We start from the raw sequence: 18,194 nt of genomic DNA on the forward strand, positions 1-18,194 counted from the left end.
CCTAAAAAAACGAAAAACCCGCAGTCTAACGGCTGCGGGTTTTTTTATGCCTGCTAGAAAGACCTTGTAGGCAGCAGCAATCTGATGCCCATAAGCGCAACCTGAAAGGCGGCTCGCTCGACCCGATGTCTAGTTACCCGTCCCAGCAGACCTGTTAGAATAAAACCTTAGAACACTGATGCAGATGGCCGCCGTGAATCCGAATACGCAACACCAACTTAAAAACGACTATCTGACCGCTATGGGGGTCACGCCTTGGTACCCGCGCGTTATCCTGGCCAATGCCCTGAGCCCTCTGCAGCAGCCGACGATGATCGGAGAGCCCGATAAAGAAGCCCAACCTGTGATCCCCTTAGTCGAGCTAGCGTCCAGTGCCGTCACGACGCCATCGGCACAGCTGAACCCTCACGAGCACAACAGCGTTAGGCCCTCGGAAATGGGCACGGCAAGTGAGTTAAACGGCCCTGTGGCCGCTTCGGCCGTTTTACCGGCCAGCGTAACTGATAACACAGCGGCCATACGCTTTGGACTTGGTATCTATGTGCTGGGCGATTGGTTAGTGGTGAGTTCGTTGGTGAGCGGTCACGAACAAACGCAAGATGTTGCATTCCGGCTCATCGCCAACCTGCTCAGGGCCATGACTGGCAATCAGTATGAGTTTAAGCATCACCATGAAATAGCCTGGCCCTTTTTTAGCAACGCCAATGCGGAGCAAGGGTTGGATGCGGCTAAGCACTACGTATTAGGAGTGCTTCAGCAACATGCTGAGACACATCAAACCACCCACCTGCTGGTATTGGGTGGCGTCTTGTCGAAGTTGAATGGCTGGGAGGGCGCGCATGGCACTGAATTGGGCATGCAGCGCTTGGTCTTACCGTCTGTGTATCGAATGATCTCCGAACCAATGGAGAAAGCCAAGGCGTGGCAACTGATTCGCGCGGCCGGCCTGGGCCAATGACCCTAAGCCTGGTACCGGCTTTAGCTAGTGAATTGCCCTACCTAGCGCAGCTGTCCAGCCAATCGTTAGATTCAACTCTGGGCTCTGACGCCCTCCAGTCATACCTAATCCAACAAGCGTTATTTTCCTTGCACGCCGAAGGCCAACCGATTGGTCTTTTGGTCCAGCAGGTCGTGTTGGACGAGGCGGAATTAATACAGATTTTGATCGATCCCCTGTTCTGCGGTCGGGGCTTTGCCGCTTCGGCGTTGACATATTGGCATCGTGGCCTGGCTCTACAAGGAGTCAGCCGAGTGGTTCTAGAAGTGCGGCAAACCAACATGCCCGCCTTAGCGCTCTATCAACGCGCAGGTTATCAATCGGTTGGCATGCGCAAAAACTATTATCATTACGCTGACAGCCTGGTAGATGCTTGGGTAATGGCGCTAAACCTGCCAGCAGGTCCGCAAGGGGCGTAGTTCCGATTTTCATCTTATGACTTTTGTCGGATGACACAGTTACCAGTCATGTTAATTTAGCCGAACCATTGGAACAGGAGATTCATATGAACTCGGCTAAGTATGAAGTGGTTAGAAACGGTATTTCGTTCGGCTCGGCGTTGGCCATTGCCATCTCGTGGACGGCTCACAAATCGATAATTTGGGCCATCATCCATGGCTTCTTAGGTTGGTTCTACGTTGTGTTTTACGCGCTCTTCCGTTAGCGCGAAACGGGATCTCTGCGCTCAATAGTCCTAACTGGTCTCCCGTATATGTAATGTGGTTGGTAACAGGATGCTTGCATGGTTATCTGGATCTAACACCATCATTGCCGCCAAACGGCCCTTTTCAATACTAGGCTGATAGACAGTACTGACTTCCGGATGATTGCGCCGGGCTGCCGGTATGTCGTCGAAACCGACAATCTTCAGCTCACCAGGAACGCCAATCTGCAGTTCGCGTGCTACAGCAATGGCTGCCAACGCGAGTTGGTCAGACATACAGAGCAATGCGACAGGTCTAGGGCTTGCTGCTAATGCCGACCGCACGGCTTGGATACCTTCTTGCCAGGTGCTTTCTTCGACACTCCAAATAAGCTCTGAAGGTATCGGCCGATCCACTTCAAACCCGGCAGCCAGATAAGCCTCGAGACGTTGACGGGAGACTGACAGGGTCGACTCCAACAGCGGATGTTCATCCAGCCTTAAGACGCCAGAATCGTGGGTCAGACGCAGACCAATAACGGCAATGGGGCCAACTGTAGTAGAGAAGATATGACGAGCGGCCGCAAGGGCCCCACCGTAGTTGTCGACGTTGAGTGACAGGTGGTTGGGTAAACTGAAGTCTACGGTGACCATCGGTTTGTGTTGTTTTTCGATCCGCTTAATCAGCTCCAAGTCGCGCGGTGGACCGTAAAGGATGTAGCGCTCAGGGATGGTTTCCAATGATTTCTCTTTATAGAACTCGTTTCGACCGGGCATCAACAGCATGTTGAACTGGGCATCGTCGAGCACTTGAGCCACACCCTGGAGGAATTCTATGGCACACGGATCGGTAAAATTGTAAGCCAGCTTATCGGCCAACATGACCCCGACAACACTGGTCGCACCGGTGCGTAGACTGCGCGCGGCAGCATTAGGGCCATGGTAGCCAAGCCGTTCGCATTCACTGAGAATCCGCAGCCTTAATTCCTCGGATAACTGGTCGGGACGACCAAAGGCATTCGACACCGTGGCGCTGGATACACCTAGCAGGGCGGCCACTGACTTGAGGGTCAGTTTTTTGTTGTTCGCTTTATCAACCATCGGACATCTCTTATTCGGTAGCAAGGTGGACGAACCATTACTTGCGCAACGACGGGTTATGAACTTTTTTCTAGCTTGCTGCCGTGCCGTGCGTCGAGCCCTGTTATAGCCCTCCTAGCAGCCATAGCTGCTGAAAGGCCGCTAACTCGAGACCCTCACTTGCTGTCAAAGGTTGATCCAAAAGCAGGTCATTGGCCTGGCCTGCGAGGCCGAGGCGTAAACATTGGTTAGCATCGAGGTGGCATCTATGCTCTGAGAAATTAGCGACAACGACTAGTGTCTGGCCTTGGTATGTGCGGCTAAAGGCAAACACACTCTCGGCGACAGAGGGTAACACGACGACGTCGCCAAAACCGAACACTGGATGAGAACGACGCAGTTCAATAAGATTTACCAGGCCGGTGAAAACCTGGTTTTGAGGGCTATTGTTGACCGATCTCTGATCGGCACCGGTGTTGGCAAAACGGACTCGATGTACCCAGCGGCTGTCGTTATGGTGATTCGGATCTGCTCGATAACTATAGTCATTAAGCATGCCCACCTCATCACCAAGATAAATAAGGGGGATGCCCTTAAAGGCCAGCACAATGCCATGCATGAGCAAGATACGCTTAATAGCGTGGTCCGTTGAGCTTCCCGTGAGCAGGGCCTGTTCCAAGCCACAGAGGGAGGCGAGCGTGCCGGAGATGCGACAATCGCCGGTATTGGGATCGGCCTGAAAGGGAACACCGGCGGCAAAGGTACCGGGAAACTGACCGGTATAGAATTGATTCAAGAAATAACGATGATCTTGAGGATTGATGCCAACACTCCAAGCATCGGCATCGGCAAATGCCCAACCAATATCATCATGACAACGAAGATAGTTAACCCATACGGTATCAGCGGGCAGTCCACTGCGTGCTTGGGTGCCGGCAATCAACAATTTGGTCTGACGTGTGGCCAGGGCCTCCCACATCAGGGCCATCAGGTTGGGGTTATAGGAAACCGGACATTCATCGGCACTAATGTATTTAACCACCTCATCCGGGGCCACAATGGCTTCAGACTTCAATACCACACCTGGAGCGGCAAGGCGCAAAAAGGCATTAAAGGCCTGAATCAGGCGATGAGCGTTGGGCAGGTTCTCGCAATTGGACTCGGGCTGTTTCCAGGTAAACGCAAGGGCATCCAGTCGAATAACATCGGCACCAGCATCGACCAATTTGAGCATTTCACTGCACATCGCGGTATAGACTTCGGGGTTCTGATAATTTAAGTCCCACTGGTAATCGTTAAAGGTGGTCCAGACCTCCGCCTGCAGCTCTTCATTCCAGGTGAAGCAACCCGCGCGTTTGTCGGGAAAGATATCGCGTAGATATCGACTATAGGGGGCTTTGTCGGCAGGATCGCGGAACAGCCAATAGTAGGCCTGGTAGCGCACATCGCCAGCCTTGGCCAACAAAGCCCATTGGTGTTGATCGGAGGTGTGATTGAACACGAAGTCCAGCACCAGGCGAATCTTATTATCGTGTAACGCCGCCGCGACGGACTTTAGCTGAGCCAGAGTGCCAATCCGTGGATTCAACTTGCCATAGTCTTTAATGGCATAACCGCCGTCGTTGTCGCCCTCTGGCACGTCAAAAAATGGCATAAGGTGTAGGTAACCGACACCCAAGTCCGTTAAATAGGGTATCTGGCTCTGTAGTTTGCGTAAATTACCGGCAAACAGATCAACATAGCCGGTCGCACCAATGGTTTGCTCGCTCTGGAGCCAGTCATTGTGTTCAGCCTGGTAGACTCGATGGTCCTCTGATGCGTCCATCCACGCCTGCGCTGCCTTTACCAGTGTCTGTTCAAGATGGAAATAGAAATCCCATTGCGCACCGTATAGATCGACCAAACAGCTGTATAGTTGCGCAAAATCTTGCTGCAAAGCTTGCTGGAAAACCGGCAAACGGTGACGGTTTTTATGGCGAGCATAGCGTTTAGCCACGGTCGGCCAGAGGCGTTCCAGAGCGATAGCGGCACAATGGCTGACGGATTGGTCGAACGGCATAGGTTCAATTCTCTAAAGTTGGGGGCTGCCCATCAAGGCGATTTTTTTGGCCTAGGCCCCGCTCGGGCGGAACTCAGGCCGGGCGATAGCTTGGGCTAACCGCCTTTGACAGAACCTGCCAAGAGTCCGCGCACGAAGTACTTCTGCATTGATAAAAAGACGATCACGGGAATCGCGATGGATATGAAAGCGCCACTGGTCAAGATTTCCCAGTTGTCGCCGCGAGAGCCGAGCAACTCGATCAATTGCTGTGTCATTACTGTCTTGTCTTCACCCTGACCTAAGAATACCGCGGCCACCAATAGGTCGTTCCAGGTCCAGAGGAATTGGAAAATAGCGAAGGAGGCCAGGGCGGGCATCGATAGGGGTAAGATCATTTTCACAAAAATTTGAAAATGGGTCGCGCCATCCATATAGGCCGACTCGATTATATCTTTGGGCAAACTCGCCATATAGTTACGCAGTAAATAGATCGCCAATGGCAAACCAAAGCCGGTGTGCGCGAGCCACACCGTGACATAGGATTTCGACGGCACATCCAAAACACTACCGATCAGGGCAAAGAGTTTTAACACGGGAATTAAACTCATCTGCAACGGCACCACGATCAGACCGATGATCATCGCCAAGAAGAAGAAGCGTCCTTTAAAATCCATCCAAGCCAGGGCATAGGCGGCAAAGGCGGCAATCAGGATCGGCACAAAGGTCGCGGGTAGAACCACGGTCAAGGTATTGATAAAGGCCCTGCCGACTCCCTCGGAGGAGAGCACTTCACGGTAGTTATCCAGACCGAAGCGGGGCGGATAGTCGGCACCAAAGAACAGTCGTGGCCCGCGTTTATGGGTGAATTTCTCGCTCGAATGCCACACCACCGTTCCATCTTGTGCCACCAGAAGGGTTGAGTTTTTATTGAATTGAGCCTCAAGATCGGGTGCGTTGGCCGTTAAATCATCTGCCCGAAGCCCCCAGCTGGTCACCCGATTCTGGGCACCCTGATCAAACAATTGGGTGCGGATCTCATAGCCATCGGCTACCTCAATCTGGTCGGCAGCAACTGGCAAGCGAAAGACTTCACTTTGCGAATTGGTGATCAGAGCAGTCCACCAACCCGAGGTGGTCAATTGATCCTTATCGCGCACAGAGCTGACCAATAGGCCGAGCGTTGGCAGAGTCCAGATGGTGACCAATAAAATTATAATGGAGTGCTTAATAAAACGCGCTGTTCTCGACTGCCGTGCGTCCAATGACATATGGGTCTCCTATTGCTCGCTGTTGCGCGCAGATCTGATGTTGTAAATCATGATCGGCATTACCGCCAACATGAGTATCACCGCGACGGTGCTGGCTGTACCGGAATTGCCGTTGCGGAACATCTCGTTGTACATCAGGTTAGCCAGTACCTGCGAACCCCACTGGCCATTGGTCATGGCATAGACGATATCAAATACCTTCAGCACCAGAATGGTAATGGTGGTCCAGACCACAACGATAGTGGGCCAGATCTGGGGGACAACAATTTTGAAAAATATTTGCGTTTGGCTGGCTCCTTCCATCATGGACGCCTCGAGCGTGTCTTCTGGCACACCCCGAATAGCAGCGCCTAAGATGACCATGGCAAAGCCCGTTTGGATCCAAATCAGGATAACCATCAGAAAAAAGTTGTTCCAAAATTGGATGCTGATCAAGGCTTTGGGTTCACCACCAAAGAGCATAATGACGGCATTAACCAAGCCGATTTGATCGGCGTCTGGGCCGCGAAAATCGTAAACAAACTTCCAAATAATGGAGGCACCGACAAACGAAATCGCCATCGGCAAGAAAATAAGGGTACGGGCAAATTGGCCCCACCAGATTCGATCGGTCAGATACGCAATGGTTAGACCGAAAATTGTTGCCATTGTCGGCACGAAGAATAACCACATCAGGTTATTGATTATTGAGGTTATAAAACCGGTGTTGTTGAAGGCCCAAATATAGTTGGCCAAACCGACGAAGCTTTCACCTTCACGGTCCCAGAAGGACAGTTGTAGGGATTTAAGAACGGGGTAGATTAGGAATACCGTTAAAAATAATAGCGCCGGACCAATAAAGATCCAGGGTCGTATCTGTTCGCGTAACTTGTCGCGTCGATATTGTTTTTCGTTTGACTGGCCATTGTCACCAAAGACCTTATCAATCAATAGATTAGAGCCGACAAAAAACAGGATGGTCCCGCCGATGGCGAAAAAAATCGCCGTAAAGGCGAAAAGAATTTGTTGCAACACCGCAATACTCCTTCTGTAAAAAAACCGCCCCAAAGAAGGGGCGGTTTAGCGGGTTGGTGTTACTTGATTTCGTTCCAGCTAGATTGGATTTCGTCGGCAACTGTCTTAGCGCTCATGCCACTAACGTAGTCAACCATACCGGTCCAGAATGAACCGGCACCAATGGCACCCGGCATCAGGTCAGAACCGTCGAAGCGGAAGGTTGTTGCATTAAGCAGAATCTCACCTTGACGACGCAAGGAATCACTCTGATAGAGGGCCGTATCGGCACCCTTATGAGCGGTCAGGAAGCCACCTTGAGACATCCAGAGCTCATGTGCCAATGGTGTCATCAGGTATTCCAATACCGCATTGGTTGCTTTGTTTTCTTTGGTAACCGTGACCACGGTACCGGCACCCAGAACTGGCTTGCCCAAGTCTTTGGACTCGTAAGCAGGGAAGTAAAAGAAATCAGCATCTTCGCCGACCACAGTACCTTCTGGGAAGAAGGCTGGGATAAAGCTGGCTTGACGGTGCATAAAGCACTTAGCCGGTACGCTGAACAAGTCTTTCGGGCTGTCGCGGAAATCGGTGGTACCGACTGCCGACACGCCACCGGCGACATACTTTGGATTCTTAGCGAATTCACCAAAGGCGTCGATCGCACTGACGACACGAGGATCGTTAAATGGAATGTCGTTGGCAACCCACTGATCGTATACCGCAGGTGATTGAGTCCGCAACATCATGTCTTCAACCCAATCGGTAGCAGGCCAGCCAGTAGCCGCACCTGAACCCAGACCGATACACCAAGGTGTTTGGCCGTCAGCAACCATCTTATCCGACAGAGCCATCAGCTGTTCCATGGTCTCAGGGATTTCATAGCCGTAATCAGCGAAGTTATCGGGTGAATACCAAACCAGGCTCTTCAGATCGACACGGAAGAATACGCCGTAGAAGTTGTCCTGGCCGGCTTTGTTCTTGTACGTGGCCAAATCGACCCAGCTTTGACCGGCTGCGTAGTCTTTTAATACCGCGTTCTTGATCTTATTAGAAACCGGGGTTAATAGGTCGCGTGAGGCCAGGTCTTTGGCCAGGCCCGGCTGTGGGAAAACAGCCATGTTCGGCGGTGTGCCCGCGGTGGTGTCAATCAGGATCTGCTGCTCAAAGCTATCGGAACCCGTGTATTGGATTTTAGCACCGGTTGCTACTTCGAAATGAGACAAGATGCTACGGAACACATCATCTTCAGGGGCCAACCAGGCGCCTGTGATGGTGACGGTTTCGCCGGACAAATCCATGGATTTAAATTTGTCTAAGTTAGCCCAGTTAAAATCTCCGCTGCCCATTTTCGGCATTTCAGAGAAAGCAGCGCTGGCTACAGCGGCTGTGATCGCCAAGGCGACGGATGTTTTTTGCCATGTTTTCATTGGTTTTGCCCTTCTTGTTATTATCGTCTGTGAACAACGTCTTTTTGAATCGCTCAGTGAGCTTAATCGATTAAGAAGAAATTGCCACCTTCTTTATAGATCGTTTTGTTATTTATAAAATGCTTTATATACCTGAACTTAAACGATTAAGAATGTTGATCAATGGCTGGGGAAAACCACAGAGCTAGTCGAGGTGGTAGCGCTTCAAGCGGGCAAGCTCAGGGCGGGTGGCCAGGATCAGGGCACGAATCGGGGCTGGATGCCCCTCGATGGTCAGGCTGGGATCCTCAGGATTCAAGTAGTCGGCCAGGCTTTGGCCAGGTTTCCAGTCGGAGGGGCGCTGCTCGTCCGTCGAGGTGGTTGATTGATCGACTAGACGAATATTTTCGAAGCCCATTTTTTCCAGCCACTGCACCAGGGTCGGCACCGTGGGCAGAAACCAGACATTGTTCATGCGCGCATAGCGGCCAATAGGTACCAGCGACTCGCCGACCTGGCCTTGGATAACCAGGGTCTCGAGCACTAATTCGCCGCCGGGGCGCAAGGCGCCGCGTAATTCGGCTAGATGATCCAGGGGGGAGCGCCGGTGATAGAGCACACCCATGGAAAAAACGGTGTCAAAAATCCCCACGTTAGGTGGTAAACTTTCCAGTGTAAAGGGCAATACCGTATGGCTCGGATCCTTGATATAGCGATTGACCGCTAGGTGCTGCACAACCGATAGCCAGGAGGGGTCGATGCCAGCAACGGTCGCCGCCCCAGCCGCCTTCATGCGCCAACCGTAGTAGCCGTTGCCACTGCCGACATCGAGCACATGGCGGCCGCGCAGATCGCTGAGGTGGTTGGCAATGCGGTCCCACTTCAGGTCGCAGCGCCACTCGGCGTCGATATCGATATCAAAAAATCGGAAGGGTCCTTTACGCCAAGGCATCAGCGCCTTGAGCGCGCTATTGAGCTGCGCGCCAGCATCACCGACCGGACCGTTGATGGTGACCACGCGGTCGAGCTCGACGCTGTTCGCGCTTATGCTCGGCAAGGTCTCTAGGGCCGTTAGCAGGCGCGCGAGGTTGCCATCGTTGAGTTGGTCCCAGGTTTGTTGCAACTGGGCGGCCAGGGGCTCGCACCAAGGTTCTAGGCGGGTATTACGGATGTGGTCGATAAAAGGCAGGTAATTAATCATTTGATGGCTATAAAGGACGCAAAGTTAAAGGATTGAAACCATTGGCTTACTTGGCCGAAGCCAGCCAGCTCAAGGCGTTGAATGTGGTCTTGGGCCGTTTCCGGGATCAGCACGCGCTCGATGGCCTGGCGCTTTTGTCCGATTTCCAGATCACTGTAACCGTTGGCGCGTTTGAAGTCGTGATGATGTCTTATCAGGAGTTCTTCATGCTTGGCGTCCGCGAAGGCCAGCTTTTCCGAAAGGACCAGCGCCCCTCCGGGCAGCAGGCCGTCATAGATACGCTTGATGGTGCTCAACCGTTGCGTCAAGGGAACAAACTGGAGGGTGAAATTCAACACCGCAAAGCTGCAGTTTTCGATAGCCAACTCGGTGATATCGGCACAGAGGGTTTCAACCGGAATCGGTGACTCTTCTAAATCCAGGAAATCGGTACTCCGGGCCAGCATGGCGGCAGAATTATCGACCGCGATAATGGTTACCCCGGGGGCATGGATGCGATGGCGCATGGCCAGCGTCGCGGCCCCGAGCGAACTGCCTAGGTCGTAAATACGGCTGTTCGGCTGAGCATAACGCTCTGCGAGGATGCCGATGGTGCCGATAATATGGCTGTAGCCGGGCACCGATCGTTTGATCATATCGGGAAACACTCGCGCAACCTGATCATCAAAGCGAAAATCGGCTAGATTTTGCTGAGGATTGGCATATATCTTATCGGTTTCTTGGCTCATGACAGAGATAAATTCGGCGCTGAAGGCCGGCCATTGTACCTTTCCTTCAGCTATTTGCGTAGATCGGTTCGAAAAGATTGCTAGAGTAGGTATACTGCGCGGCCTGATTTTAATGATTACGAGTATTTCCATGTCTTTGATTGCTGATGAAGTCGCTAAACGGCGCACTTTTGCGATTATTTCGCACCCCGATGCAGGTAAGACAACCATTACCGAAAAGGTCCTCTTGTTCGGCAATGCCATCCTGCAGGCCGGTACTATCAAGGGTAAAAAGTCGGGCCAGCACGCCAAGTCGGACTGGATGGACATGGAAAAAGAACGGGGTATCTCGATCACCACCTCGGTGATGCAGTTCCCCTATGCTAACAAGCTGATCAACCTGCTCGACACCCCGGGTCACGAAGACTTTTCAGAAGACACCTATCGAACGCTCACCGCGGTGGATTCGTGTGTAATGGTTATCGATGCGGCCAAGGGCGTGGAAGAGCGTACCATCAAGCTGATGGACGTCGCACGGATGCGTGAAACCCCCATCATCACCTTCATGAATAAGCTCGACCGCGACACCCGTGATCCGATCGATCTGATGGATGAGGTCGAAAATGTTTTAAAGATCAGTTGTGCACCCATCACTTGGCCCGTTGGCATGGGCAAGGAATTCAAAGGCATTTACCACCTGCTGCGCGATGAGGTCATCCTCTACCAGGCGGGCATGGGTCATACCATTCAGCACAGTCGCATCATAAAGGGCTTGGACAATCCCGAGTTGGACGGCGCCTTGGGCGAGTACGCCGATGAGTTGCGCGAGCAGATGCAGTTGGTTTTGGCCGCGGCGAACACCTTTGACTTGGAAGAATTTTTGGCCGGCCAGCTGACGCCGGTCTACTTTGGTACCGCCCTGGGTAACTTTGGCGTCGATCATATGCTTGACGGTTTGGTTGAATGGGCACCGTTGCCGCAGGCGCGCAACGCTGGCGATCTAATGGTGGCGCCAGACGAACCGGAGCTGAGCGGTTTTGTCTTTAAGATTCAGGCCAATATGGACCCCAATCATCGAGATCGGGTCGCCTTTATGCGGATCGTCTCGGGTAAGTACGAGAAAGGCATGAAGATGAAGCATGTCCGGACCGGCAAGGCCGTGCGTATCTCCGATGCCCTGACCTTCTTGGCGGGCGATCGTGCGACGGTGGAGGAGGCCTTCCCGGGTGATATTATCGGCTTACACAACCACGGTACCATCCAGATTGGCGACACCTTTACTCAGGGTCGAGATTTGAAGTTTTCGGGCATCCCCAACTTTGCCCCTGAATTGTTCCGTCGGATTCGGTTAAAAGACCCATTGAAAATGAAACAGTTGCAAAAAGGCTTGATGCAGCTGTCTGAAGAGGGGGCTGTCCAGGTCTTCCGGCCGATGAAAAACAATGACCTGATCGTCGGTGCCGTTGGCATGCTCCAGTTTGAGGTGGTGGCACACCGGTTGAAGTCAGAATATAAGGTTGAGGCGGTCTATGAGGCCATTACCGTGGCCACCGCGCGCTGGACATCCGGCATAGATGATCGGATCCTGCAGCAATTTATTACCAAGGCGCATGAGAATCTGGCGCTCGACGGGTCTAACAACTTGACCTACATCGCGCCGACCATGGTGAACCTTCAGATGGCACAAGAGCGCCACCCTGATATAGTGTTTCGCAAAACGCGCGAACATTAGGGGTTGCCATGATTGTGTACCTGTTAATCTTAGCAAGTATGACCGCTGGGGCCAGTACGTTGGTCTATACCGGTATTCAGATTGCCATACGAAATAAGCGCCTGGGTGTTCATGACGCCCGCGGCTTTTATATGGTTGCTCTGGTCTTCATCACCTTTGTGTTGACCAGTGTGGCCCATTATTGGGGTGATAGCCGCTTTGAAGCGAGCGCCGGCAGTGTCGGCTTTTCGGTGATTGGTATGCTATTCACCCTCTGTTGTAGCTTGGCCGGCCTTGGGTTCGGCCTTGTTAAATTGCAAGAAGTAGATCCATTCGAATAGAAATATTGGTTAGTTGGTTGAAAACTCACCAAAAAGTCTTGCGCGGGGAAAAAAGATTCAGTAAGATCCGCGCCCTCAATTTGGATTAACTTCCCCTGAGCCCCCCACTAATAAGGCGGAGTTAAATGAAAACATTTGTAGCAAAACCAGCTGAAGTTAAACGCGACTGGTACATAGTAGACGCCGAAGGGCTAACCTTGGGACGTATGGCGACTGAAATCGCTCGTCGCCTCCGTGGTAAGCACAAGGCAGAATTTACACCTCACGTTGATACTGGCGATTATATCGTTGTTATTAATGCTGAGAAAGTGCATGTGACAGGTCGCAAGGCTAAAGACAAGCAGTATTACCGCCACTCTGGTTACCCAGGTGGACTGAAGTCTATGAGCTTTGAGAAACTGATCGCGCACAAAGGCGAAAGCCCAATTGAATTGGCTGTGAAGGGTATGATTCCACGTAATCCTCTTGGCCGGGCCATGTTGAAGAAGCTGAAAGTGTATGTCGGAACAGAACACCCGCATACTGCACAACAGCCCAAAGAACTTAAGATTTAATGGGGAATGACATGACAGCTATTCAACAGAATTATGGTACCGGTCGCCGGAAAACATCTACAGCACGCGTATTTTTGCGTCCTGGAAACGGCGCAATTGTTATTAACAAGCGTACAATTGAGGAATACTTCGGTCGCGAAACATCTCGCATGATCGTTCGTCAGCCTCTAGACCTTGTTGATATGACTGAGAAGTTTGATCTTTACATCACCGTCGCCGGTGGTGGTTCAAACGGACAAGCAGGCGCAATTCGGCACGGTATTACTCGTGCTCTGATGGAGTACGATGAAAATCTTCGTCCTCAATTACGTGAAGCTGGTTTTGTTACCCGTGACGCACGTATGGTAGAGCGTAAGAAAGTGGGTCTGCGTAAAGCACGTAAGAAGCCACAGTTCTCCAAGCGATAAGTTTACCGAGAACTCTATTGCAAACCCGGGCTGGTCCCGGGTTTTTCTGTTTAGAGGGTGGCTTTAACCCCGTTTGCCGATCTTATTCGACCTGGGTCAAAGCTTTCCTTGTCAGAATCACCGAATTTCTTTAGTATTCGCGACATTTTCAGACATTAGATATACTAATTTCCTTTCACTCAGAGGGTGATAATAATGACGCATGACGGCGTAAATAAGGGTCGGCGGCGGTTCCTGTACATTGCTACCGGTGCCGTAGGCACAGTGGGTGCAGTGGGCGTGGCCACACCGTTCGTTAAATCATGGTTTCCCAGCGAGAAAGCTAAAGCAGTGGGTGCCCCGGTTAAGGTGGATATAAACGGTTTAAAGCTTGGGGAAATGGTTATCGCCGAATGGCGAGGCAAACCCATCTTTATCTTGCGACGCACCAAGGCAGTCATCGACTATTTGCGCGATGAGGGTCTGCGCAGTAAGTTAGCCGATCCCGATTCTGAAGTCGCTTCACAGCAGCCAGATTATGTGACCAGTGATGTACGCTCTTTAAGTGAAGAGCTGCTCGTGATCGAGGGCGTCTGTACGCACCTAGGCTGTTCACCCAAGTTTATTCCGGAATTAGAGCCCCAGCCATTTGACGCCAATTGGCAAGGTGGCTTCTTTTGCCCCTGCCATGGTTCGCGTTTTGACTTGGCTGGCCGGGTGTTTAGTGGTGTCCCGGCGCCATACAATTTGCAAATACCGCCCTATAGTGTTGATGGCGGTGTAGTTACAGTCGGTGAGGGTGCAGCATAATGAGTAAGAAACCAGCGATTTTGGAGTGGCTTGATCGGCGTCTCCCTGTGACCAATGCCTATGAAAAGCATATGTCCAAGTATTACGCTCCGATCAACTTTAATTTTTGGTATGTCTTTGGTCTGTTGGCTATGGTTGTCTTTATCAACCAGCTAATGACCGGTATCTGGCTGACCATGTCCTATACGCCGAGTGCCGAGGAAGCCTTTAATTCCGTCGAATACATCATGCGCGATGTTGAGATGGGTTGGTTGATTCGCTATATGCATTCGACCGGCGCGTCTTTCTTCTTCCTGACGGTTTACTTGCATATGTTTCGTGGCGTTTTATACGGCTCGTACCAAAAGCCGCGTGAGCTGATCTGGGTGTTCGGTATGTTTGTCTATCTGGTAATGATGGCTGAAGGCTTTATGGGCTATGTGTTGCCATGGGGTCAAACGTCCTATTGGGGCGCGCAGGTTATTATTTCACTGTTTGGCGCAATCCCGGTCATCGGCGACGGTCTGACCGAATGGATTCGAGGCGACTTTTTGCTCTCCGGCATCACCTTGAATCGATTCTTTGCGTTGCATGTCATTGCCTTGCCGTTGGTGTTAGCGCTGTTGGTCGTGTTGCACGTCTTAGCGCTGCACGAAGTTGGCTCAAACAATCCCGACGGTATCGACATCAAGAAGCATATGGATGAGCGCGGTGTACCGCTAGACGGCGTGCCGTTCCACCCATACTTCACTGTCGGCAAATTGCCGCAGGTTGTGTTGTTCTTAATGGTATTTTGCGCGGTGCTTTTCTTTATGCCAGAAGGGGGCGGATACTTCTTAGAGCATCCAAACTTTGAGCCAGCGAATTCGCTGAAAACACCTGAGCATATTGCACCAACTTGGTATTACGGTGCGTTTTACTCGATATTGAGAGCGATCGATTTTCCGATATTCTTTATTAACGCAAAACTGGGTGGCTTTATGGCCATGGCCGGAGCCATCGCAATCCTCTTTGTCCTGCCTTGGTTGGACCGTAGCCCAGTGCGTTCATGGCGTTACAAGGGCTGGATGAGCCGCACCGCGATTGTCATGTTTGCTATCGCATTTGTCGTGCTCACCTATCTCGGTGGTCAGCCGGTGTCCTTCTGGAACGGCGTCGTGGCGAAGATTGGTACGGTTATCTACTTTTCCTTCTTCTTGCTGATGCCATTTTATACCAAATGGGAAAAAACCAAGCCTGTACCAGAGAGGGTCCCACGATGATCAAGAAAATACTGACGTTGGTGTGTGCGTCATGGTTGGCGACGTCTGCCATAGCGGCCGGCGGGGAGGTGCATCTGGATTCAATGGCACCCGATATGTCCAACACCACATCGTTGCAGGAAGGTCTAAGCACCTATATGGATTATTGTGCCGGCTGCCACTCGTTGGGTCATGCGCGCTATAATCGAGTTGCGCGAGATCTGGAGATTCCGGAAGATATCTTCATGGACAGCATTATGTTTTCCCAGGACGCCAAATTTGGTGACCTGATGAAGTTCGCGATGCCAGTAGCGCAGGGTAAGAAATGGTTTGGTGTGGCGCCGCCAGACTTGACCATGGTGACTCGAGTTCGCGGTGTTGATTGGGTTTATACCTACTTGCGTAGCTTTTATAAAGACGAATCGCGCCCCTATGGCGTGAACAACAGTGTCTTTAAAGATGTTGGCATGCCGCATGTTATGCTGGGTCTGCAGGGTCTGTGTTCGGCCAAGCCGAGTGCCCAAGACGGCCATACTCTTGACCCGTTGACCGGTGTTGCGACTGAGCATGGTGCTTGCGCGAGTCAAGATATAGCTGGCACCTTGTCGACCGACGAGTTTGATGAAGTGATTTATGATTTGGTTAACTTCCTGAACTATATGGGAGAGCCTTATCAGATGGATCGAAAGCGCATCGGTTGGTTCGTGTTTGCCTTCCTAACCGTGTTGTTGGTTCTTGCCGCTTTGTTGAAGCGCGAACTGTACAAGGATATTAAACACTAGGAGAAATCCTGGGCGTTTATCCGCAAAAAAAGAGCGCAGCCAAGGCTGCGCTTGTTGTGTTTTTATCTACTAGTAATTTGGGAGCGTACTGAATGGGCGTTGTTGCAAAGCGATCCTCCATGACTTTCTACTCTGACGCAGCCTGTCAGTATAGTCATCGAGTTCGGATAGTACTGGCAGAGAAGGGTGTTACGGTCGATATTAAAGATGTCGAGCCGGATGCTATACCCAAGGAAGTTTCTGATATAAACCCCTATTGCAACCTACCGACTCTGGTTGATCGTGACTTGGTGCTGTTTGAGCACCACGTGATGATGGAGTACTTGGATGAGCGCTTCCCGCATCCGCCTCTCTTGCCGGTCTACCCGGTTGCGCGTGCAGAGTCGCGTCAGTTGATCTTTCGAATCGACCGAGATTGGAGCGCCTGCGTAGACGCGATAGTTGCAGCCAAGAGCAAAGATAGTGTTGCGCGAGCACGCAAAGAGTTGCGTGAAAGCCTGCTCGCCATCGCGCCCGTGTTCGATGACAAGCCCTACTTTATGAGTGATGAATTCACCCTGGTGGATTGCTGTGTAGCGCCCATCTTGTGGCGACTGCAGTCTTTGGGCGTTGAGTTGCCGGAAAAACAGGCCAAGTCGATCGACAAGTATATGGAGCGAATCTTCGAGCGAGAGTCATTCCAGGTCAGCTTGTCCGAAGTTGAGCAAGAGATGCGCGACTGATGTCGGGCATGAGTTCTAATAAACCCTACATGATCCGTGCGGTTCATGAATGGATACTGGATAACGACTGTACCCCTTACATCGTTTTCATGGCGGATTATCCGGGCGTGCAAGTGCCCCAGGACTTTATCCGCGATGGCCAGATTACGCTCAATATCGCGCCATCTGCGGTTCGTGATCTGACCTTGGGCCTTGACGCGGTGCACTTCAACGCACGTTTCAACGGCATGCCAACCGATATATATGGGCCCATCGGTGCGGTGGTAGCCATTTTCGCCAAAGAAAACGGCCAAGGCATGGGCTTTGAAGTTGACCCCATACCGGAGCCGCCTAGCGATCTGGATAACGATAAGGTGCGCACCTTAGTGCCGCCGAAGCGTCCAACATTGAAAGTTGTAAAATAACACCACTAGACTATTGACTCTAAAACTTCTGTGCCTATAATGCGCCCCGCTGTCGAGGTACAGGGTTTGAAGGAATCCAGGTCGACGCCGGCATCACTCAGTAACGAATTGATTCTTAAAGAAAAAATTCAAATAAAGAGTTGACAGCCACAAGGAAATGGGTAGAATTCGCCCTCCTTGAAACGGTAAGCCCAATGCGCTTCACCGAGATCTTTAACAGTATTGAATCAAGTAATTTGTGTGGGCGCTTGTGGGTCGAAAGAATATCGATCACAAGTGGCTACAAGATAGAAACTTATGGGTGATACTTTCGGGTTGAAGTCATAGGTGAACAGATTGCAGTATAAGCTTGTGATTGAACTCAGATTTTCTGCTTAGAATAAAGCAGATATAGTTTTTAAACTGAAGAGTTTGATCATGGCTCAGATTGAACGCTGGCGGTAGGCTTAACACATGCAAGTCGAGCGGAAACGACTCTAGCTTGCTAGAAGGCGTCGAGCGGCGGACGGGTGAGTAACGCGTAGGAATCTACCCGGTAGTTGGGGATAGCCCGGAGAAATCCGGATTAATACCGAATAATCTCTACGGAGGAAAGGGGGCTTCGGCTCTCGCTACTGGATGAGCCTGCGTTGGATTAGCTAGTTGGTGAGGTAAATGCTCACCAAGGCGACGATCCATAGCTGGTCTGAGAGGATGATCAGCCACACTGGGACTGAGACACGGCCCAGACTCCTACGGGAGGCAGCAGTGGGGAATATTGGACAATGGGGGCAACCCTGATCCAGCCATACCGCGTGTGTGAAGAAGGCCTTCGGGTTGTAAAGCACTTTCAGCGAGGAGGAAAAGCTAGCGGTTAATACCCGTTAGCCTTGACGTTACTCGCAGAAGAAGCACCGGCTAACTCCGTGCCAGCAGCCGCGGTAAT

The 18,194-nt window shown here is 51.6% G+C and carries 19 protein-coding genes and 1 rRNA gene; 13 read left to right on the forward strand and 7 right to left on the reverse strand.

Annotated features, from left to right (window positions below; translation table 11 throughout):
* Nucleotides 1-193: 193 nt before the first annotated feature.
* The 3 genes from AC4FIC_RS13975 (at nucleotide 194) to AC4FIC_RS13985 (ending at nucleotide 1,661) form a co-directional block, all read left to right on the forward strand.
* Nucleotides 194-958: a hypothetical protein gene (locus AC4FIC_RS13975; RefSeq protein WP_273286032.1), complete on the forward strand. Its 765-nt coding sequence runs from the start codon at nucleotides 194-196 to the stop codon at nucleotides 956-958.
* Complete coding sequence (locus tag AC4FIC_RS13980) at nucleotides 955-1,416, forward strand: GNAT family N-acetyltransferase (RefSeq protein WP_100258471.1); 462 nt, start codon at nucleotides 955-957, stop codon at nucleotides 1,414-1,416. Before AC4FIC_RS13975 ends, AC4FIC_RS13980 begins: the two co-directional genes overlap by 4 nt.
* An 86-nt stretch (nucleotides 1,417-1,502) precedes the next feature.
* Complete coding sequence (locus AC4FIC_RS13985) at nucleotides 1,503-1,661, forward strand: hypothetical protein (RefSeq protein WP_193437312.1); 159 nt, start codon at nucleotides 1,503-1,505, stop codon at nucleotides 1,659-1,661.
* Between the two features lie 30 nt (nucleotides 1,662-1,691).
* Here AC4FIC_RS13985 and AC4FIC_RS13990 read toward each other — a convergent pair whose 3' ends face one another.
* From AC4FIC_RS13990 to cmoA, 7 genes are all read right to left on the reverse strand, one after another.
* Nucleotides 1,692-2,741 carry a LacI family DNA-binding transcriptional regulator gene (locus tag AC4FIC_RS13990; RefSeq protein WP_273286033.1) on the reverse strand — a complete coding sequence of 350 codons (1,050 nt, stop codon included), beginning with the start codon at nucleotides 2,739-2,741 and terminating at the stop codon, nucleotides 1,692-1,694.
* Nucleotides 2,742-2,844: 103 nt separating this feature from the next.
* Nucleotides 2,845-4,779: an amylosucrase gene (locus AC4FIC_RS13995; RefSeq protein WP_100258469.1), complete on the reverse strand. Its 1,935-nt coding sequence runs from the start codon at nucleotides 4,777-4,779 to the stop codon at nucleotides 2,845-2,847.
* 95 nt (nucleotides 4,780-4,874) lie between these two features.
* The gene (locus AC4FIC_RS14000) at nucleotides 4,875-6,029 is read right to left on the reverse strand and encodes a carbohydrate ABC transporter permease (protein ID WP_273286034.1); all 1,155 of its coding nucleotides are present in this window, start codon (nucleotides 6,027-6,029) and stop codon (nucleotides 4,875-4,877) included.
* Nucleotides 6,030-6,038: 9 nt separating this feature from the next.
* Complete coding sequence (locus AC4FIC_RS14005) at nucleotides 6,039-7,043, reverse strand: carbohydrate ABC transporter permease (RefSeq protein WP_100258467.1); 1,005 nt, start codon at nucleotides 7,041-7,043, stop codon at nucleotides 6,039-6,041.
* A gap of 59 nt (nucleotides 7,044-7,102) precedes the next feature.
* Entirely contained in the window at nucleotides 7,103-8,452 is a 1,350-nt protein-coding gene (locus AC4FIC_RS14010) for an ABC transporter substrate-binding protein (RefSeq protein WP_100258466.1), read from the reverse strand.
* Between the two features lie 184 nt (nucleotides 8,453-8,636).
* The gene (gene cmoB, locus AC4FIC_RS14015) at nucleotides 8,637-9,632 is read right to left on the reverse strand and encodes a tRNA 5-methoxyuridine(34)/uridine 5-oxyacetic acid(34) synthase CmoB (protein WP_490359424.1); all 996 of its coding nucleotides are present in this window, start codon (nucleotides 9,630-9,632) and stop codon (nucleotides 8,637-8,639) included.
* Entirely contained in the window at nucleotides 9,629-10,360 is a 732-nt protein-coding gene (gene cmoA / locus AC4FIC_RS14020; protein ID WP_100258464.1) for a carboxy-S-adenosyl-L-methionine synthase CmoA, read from the reverse strand. The genes cmoB and cmoA overlap by 4 nt, the downstream gene beginning before the upstream one ends.
* A 130-nt stretch (nucleotides 10,361-10,490) precedes the next feature.
* Here cmoA and prfC point away from each other — a divergent pair, with 130 nt between their 5' ends.
* The 10 genes from prfC to AC4FIC_RS14070 form a co-directional block, all read left to right on the forward strand.
* The gene (prfC, locus tag AC4FIC_RS14025) at nucleotides 10,491-12,071 is read left to right on the forward strand and encodes a peptide chain release factor 3 (protein WP_100258817.1); all 1,581 of its coding nucleotides are present in this window, start codon (nucleotides 10,491-10,493) and stop codon (nucleotides 12,069-12,071) included.
* An 8-nt stretch (nucleotides 12,072-12,079) separates the two neighbouring features.
* Nucleotides 12,080-12,391: a hypothetical protein gene (locus AC4FIC_RS14030; protein ID WP_100258463.1), complete on the forward strand. Its 312-nt coding sequence runs from the start codon at nucleotides 12,080-12,082 to the stop codon at nucleotides 12,389-12,391.
* A 125-nt stretch (nucleotides 12,392-12,516) separates the two neighbouring features.
* Nucleotides 12,517-12,945, forward strand: coding sequence for a 50S ribosomal protein L13 (gene rplM / locus AC4FIC_RS14035; RefSeq protein WP_100258462.1), 429 nt, complete (start codon nucleotides 12,517-12,519; stop codon nucleotides 12,943-12,945).
* 11 nt (nucleotides 12,946-12,956) lie between these two features.
* On the forward strand, nucleotides 12,957-13,352 hold the full coding sequence (rpsI, locus tag AC4FIC_RS14040; RefSeq protein ID WP_100258816.1) for a 30S ribosomal protein S9: 396 nt from the start codon (nucleotides 12,957-12,959) through the stop codon (nucleotides 13,350-13,352).
* A 195-nt stretch (nucleotides 13,353-13,547) separates the two neighbouring features.
* Entirely contained in the window at nucleotides 13,548-14,141 is a 594-nt protein-coding gene (petA, locus tag AC4FIC_RS14045; RefSeq protein WP_100258461.1) for a ubiquinol-cytochrome c reductase iron-sulfur subunit, read from the forward strand.
* Nucleotides 14,141-15,382 carry a cytochrome b gene (locus AC4FIC_RS14050; protein ID WP_100258460.1) on the forward strand — a complete coding sequence of 414 codons (1,242 nt, stop codon included), beginning with the start codon at nucleotides 14,141-14,143 and terminating at the stop codon, nucleotides 15,380-15,382. Before petA ends, AC4FIC_RS14050 begins: the two co-directional genes overlap by 1 nt.
* Complete coding sequence (locus AC4FIC_RS14055) at nucleotides 15,379-16,143, forward strand: cytochrome c1 (RefSeq protein WP_227003709.1); 765 nt, start codon at nucleotides 15,379-15,381, stop codon at nucleotides 16,141-16,143. Before AC4FIC_RS14050 ends, AC4FIC_RS14055 begins: the two co-directional genes overlap by 4 nt.
* 92 nt (nucleotides 16,144-16,235) lie before the next feature.
* A complete protein-coding gene (locus tag AC4FIC_RS14060) occupies nucleotides 16,236-16,865 on the forward strand; it encodes a glutathione binding-like protein (RefSeq protein ID WP_100258459.1) in 630 nt (209 codons plus the stop codon).
* Nucleotides 16,866-16,873: 8 nt separating this feature from the next.
* Complete coding sequence (locus AC4FIC_RS14065; RefSeq protein ID WP_273286035.1) at nucleotides 16,874-17,269, forward strand: ClpXP protease specificity-enhancing factor; 396 nt, start codon at nucleotides 16,874-16,876, stop codon at nucleotides 17,267-17,269.
* Nucleotides 17,270-17,668: 399 nt separating this feature from the next.
* Nucleotides 17,669-18,194 (forward strand): 16S ribosomal RNA (locus AC4FIC_RS14070); the annotation flags it as partial.

It is taken from the genome of Reinekea sp. (assembly GCF_982785585.1).

Bases quoted from the DNA above. Each gene is read 5' to 3' on its own strand.
- cmoB (WP_490359424.1), bottom strand. From the start codon at position 9,632: ATGATTAATTACCTGCCTTTTATCGACCACATCCGTAATACCCGCCTA.
- cmoA (WP_100258464.1), bottom strand. From the start codon at position 10,360: ATGAGCCAAGAAACCGATAAGATATATGCCAATCCTCAGCAAAATCTA.
- AC4FIC_RS13980 (WP_100258471.1), top strand. From the start codon at position 955: ATGACCCTAAGCCTGGTACCGGCTTTAGCTAGTGAATTGCCCTACCTA.
- rplM (WP_100258462.1), top strand. From the start codon at position 12,517: ATGAAAACATTTGTAGCAAAACCAGCTGAAGTTAAACGCGACTGGTAC.
- AC4FIC_RS14050 (WP_100258460.1), top strand. From the start codon at position 14,141: ATGAGTAAGAAACCAGCGATTTTGGAGTGGCTTGATCGGCGTCTCCCT.
- AC4FIC_RS14010 (WP_100258466.1), bottom strand. From the start codon at position 8,452: ATGAAAACATGGCAAAAAACATCCGTCGCCTTGGCGATCACAGCCGCT.
- AC4FIC_RS13985 (WP_193437312.1), top strand. From the start codon at position 1,503: ATGAACTCGGCTAAGTATGAAGTGGTTAGAAACGGTATTTCGTTCGGC.
- AC4FIC_RS14065 (WP_273286035.1), top strand. From the start codon at position 16,874: ATGAGTTCTAATAAACCCTACATGATCCGTGCGGTTCATGAATGGATA.
- prfC (WP_100258817.1), top strand. From the start codon at position 10,491: ATGTCTTTGATTGCTGATGAAGTCGCTAAACGGCGCACTTTTGCGATT.
- petA (WP_100258461.1), top strand. From the start codon at position 13,548: ATGACGCATGACGGCGTAAATAAGGGTCGGCGGCGGTTCCTGTACATT.
- AC4FIC_RS14055 (WP_227003709.1), top strand. From the start codon at position 15,379: ATGATCAAGAAAATACTGACGTTGGTGTGTGCGTCATGGTTGGCGACG.
- AC4FIC_RS13990 (WP_273286033.1), bottom strand. From the start codon at position 2,741: ATGGTTGATAAAGCGAACAACAAAAAACTGACCCTCAAGTCAGTGGCC.
- AC4FIC_RS14000 (WP_273286034.1), bottom strand. From the start codon at position 6,029: ATGTCATTGGACGCACGGCAGTCGAGAACAGCGCGTTTTATTAAGCAC.
- AC4FIC_RS13995 (WP_100258469.1), bottom strand. From the start codon at position 4,779: ATGCCGTTCGACCAATCCGTCAGCCATTGTGCCGCTATCGCTCTGGAA.
- AC4FIC_RS14060 (WP_100258459.1), top strand. From the start codon at position 16,236: ATGGGCGTTGTTGCAAAGCGATCCTCCATGACTTTCTACTCTGACGCA.
- rpsI (WP_100258816.1), top strand. From the start codon at position 12,957: ATGACAGCTATTCAACAGAATTATGGTACCGGTCGCCGGAAAACATCT.
- AC4FIC_RS14030 (WP_100258463.1), top strand. From the start codon at position 12,080: ATGATTGTGTACCTGTTAATCTTAGCAAGTATGACCGCTGGGGCCAGT.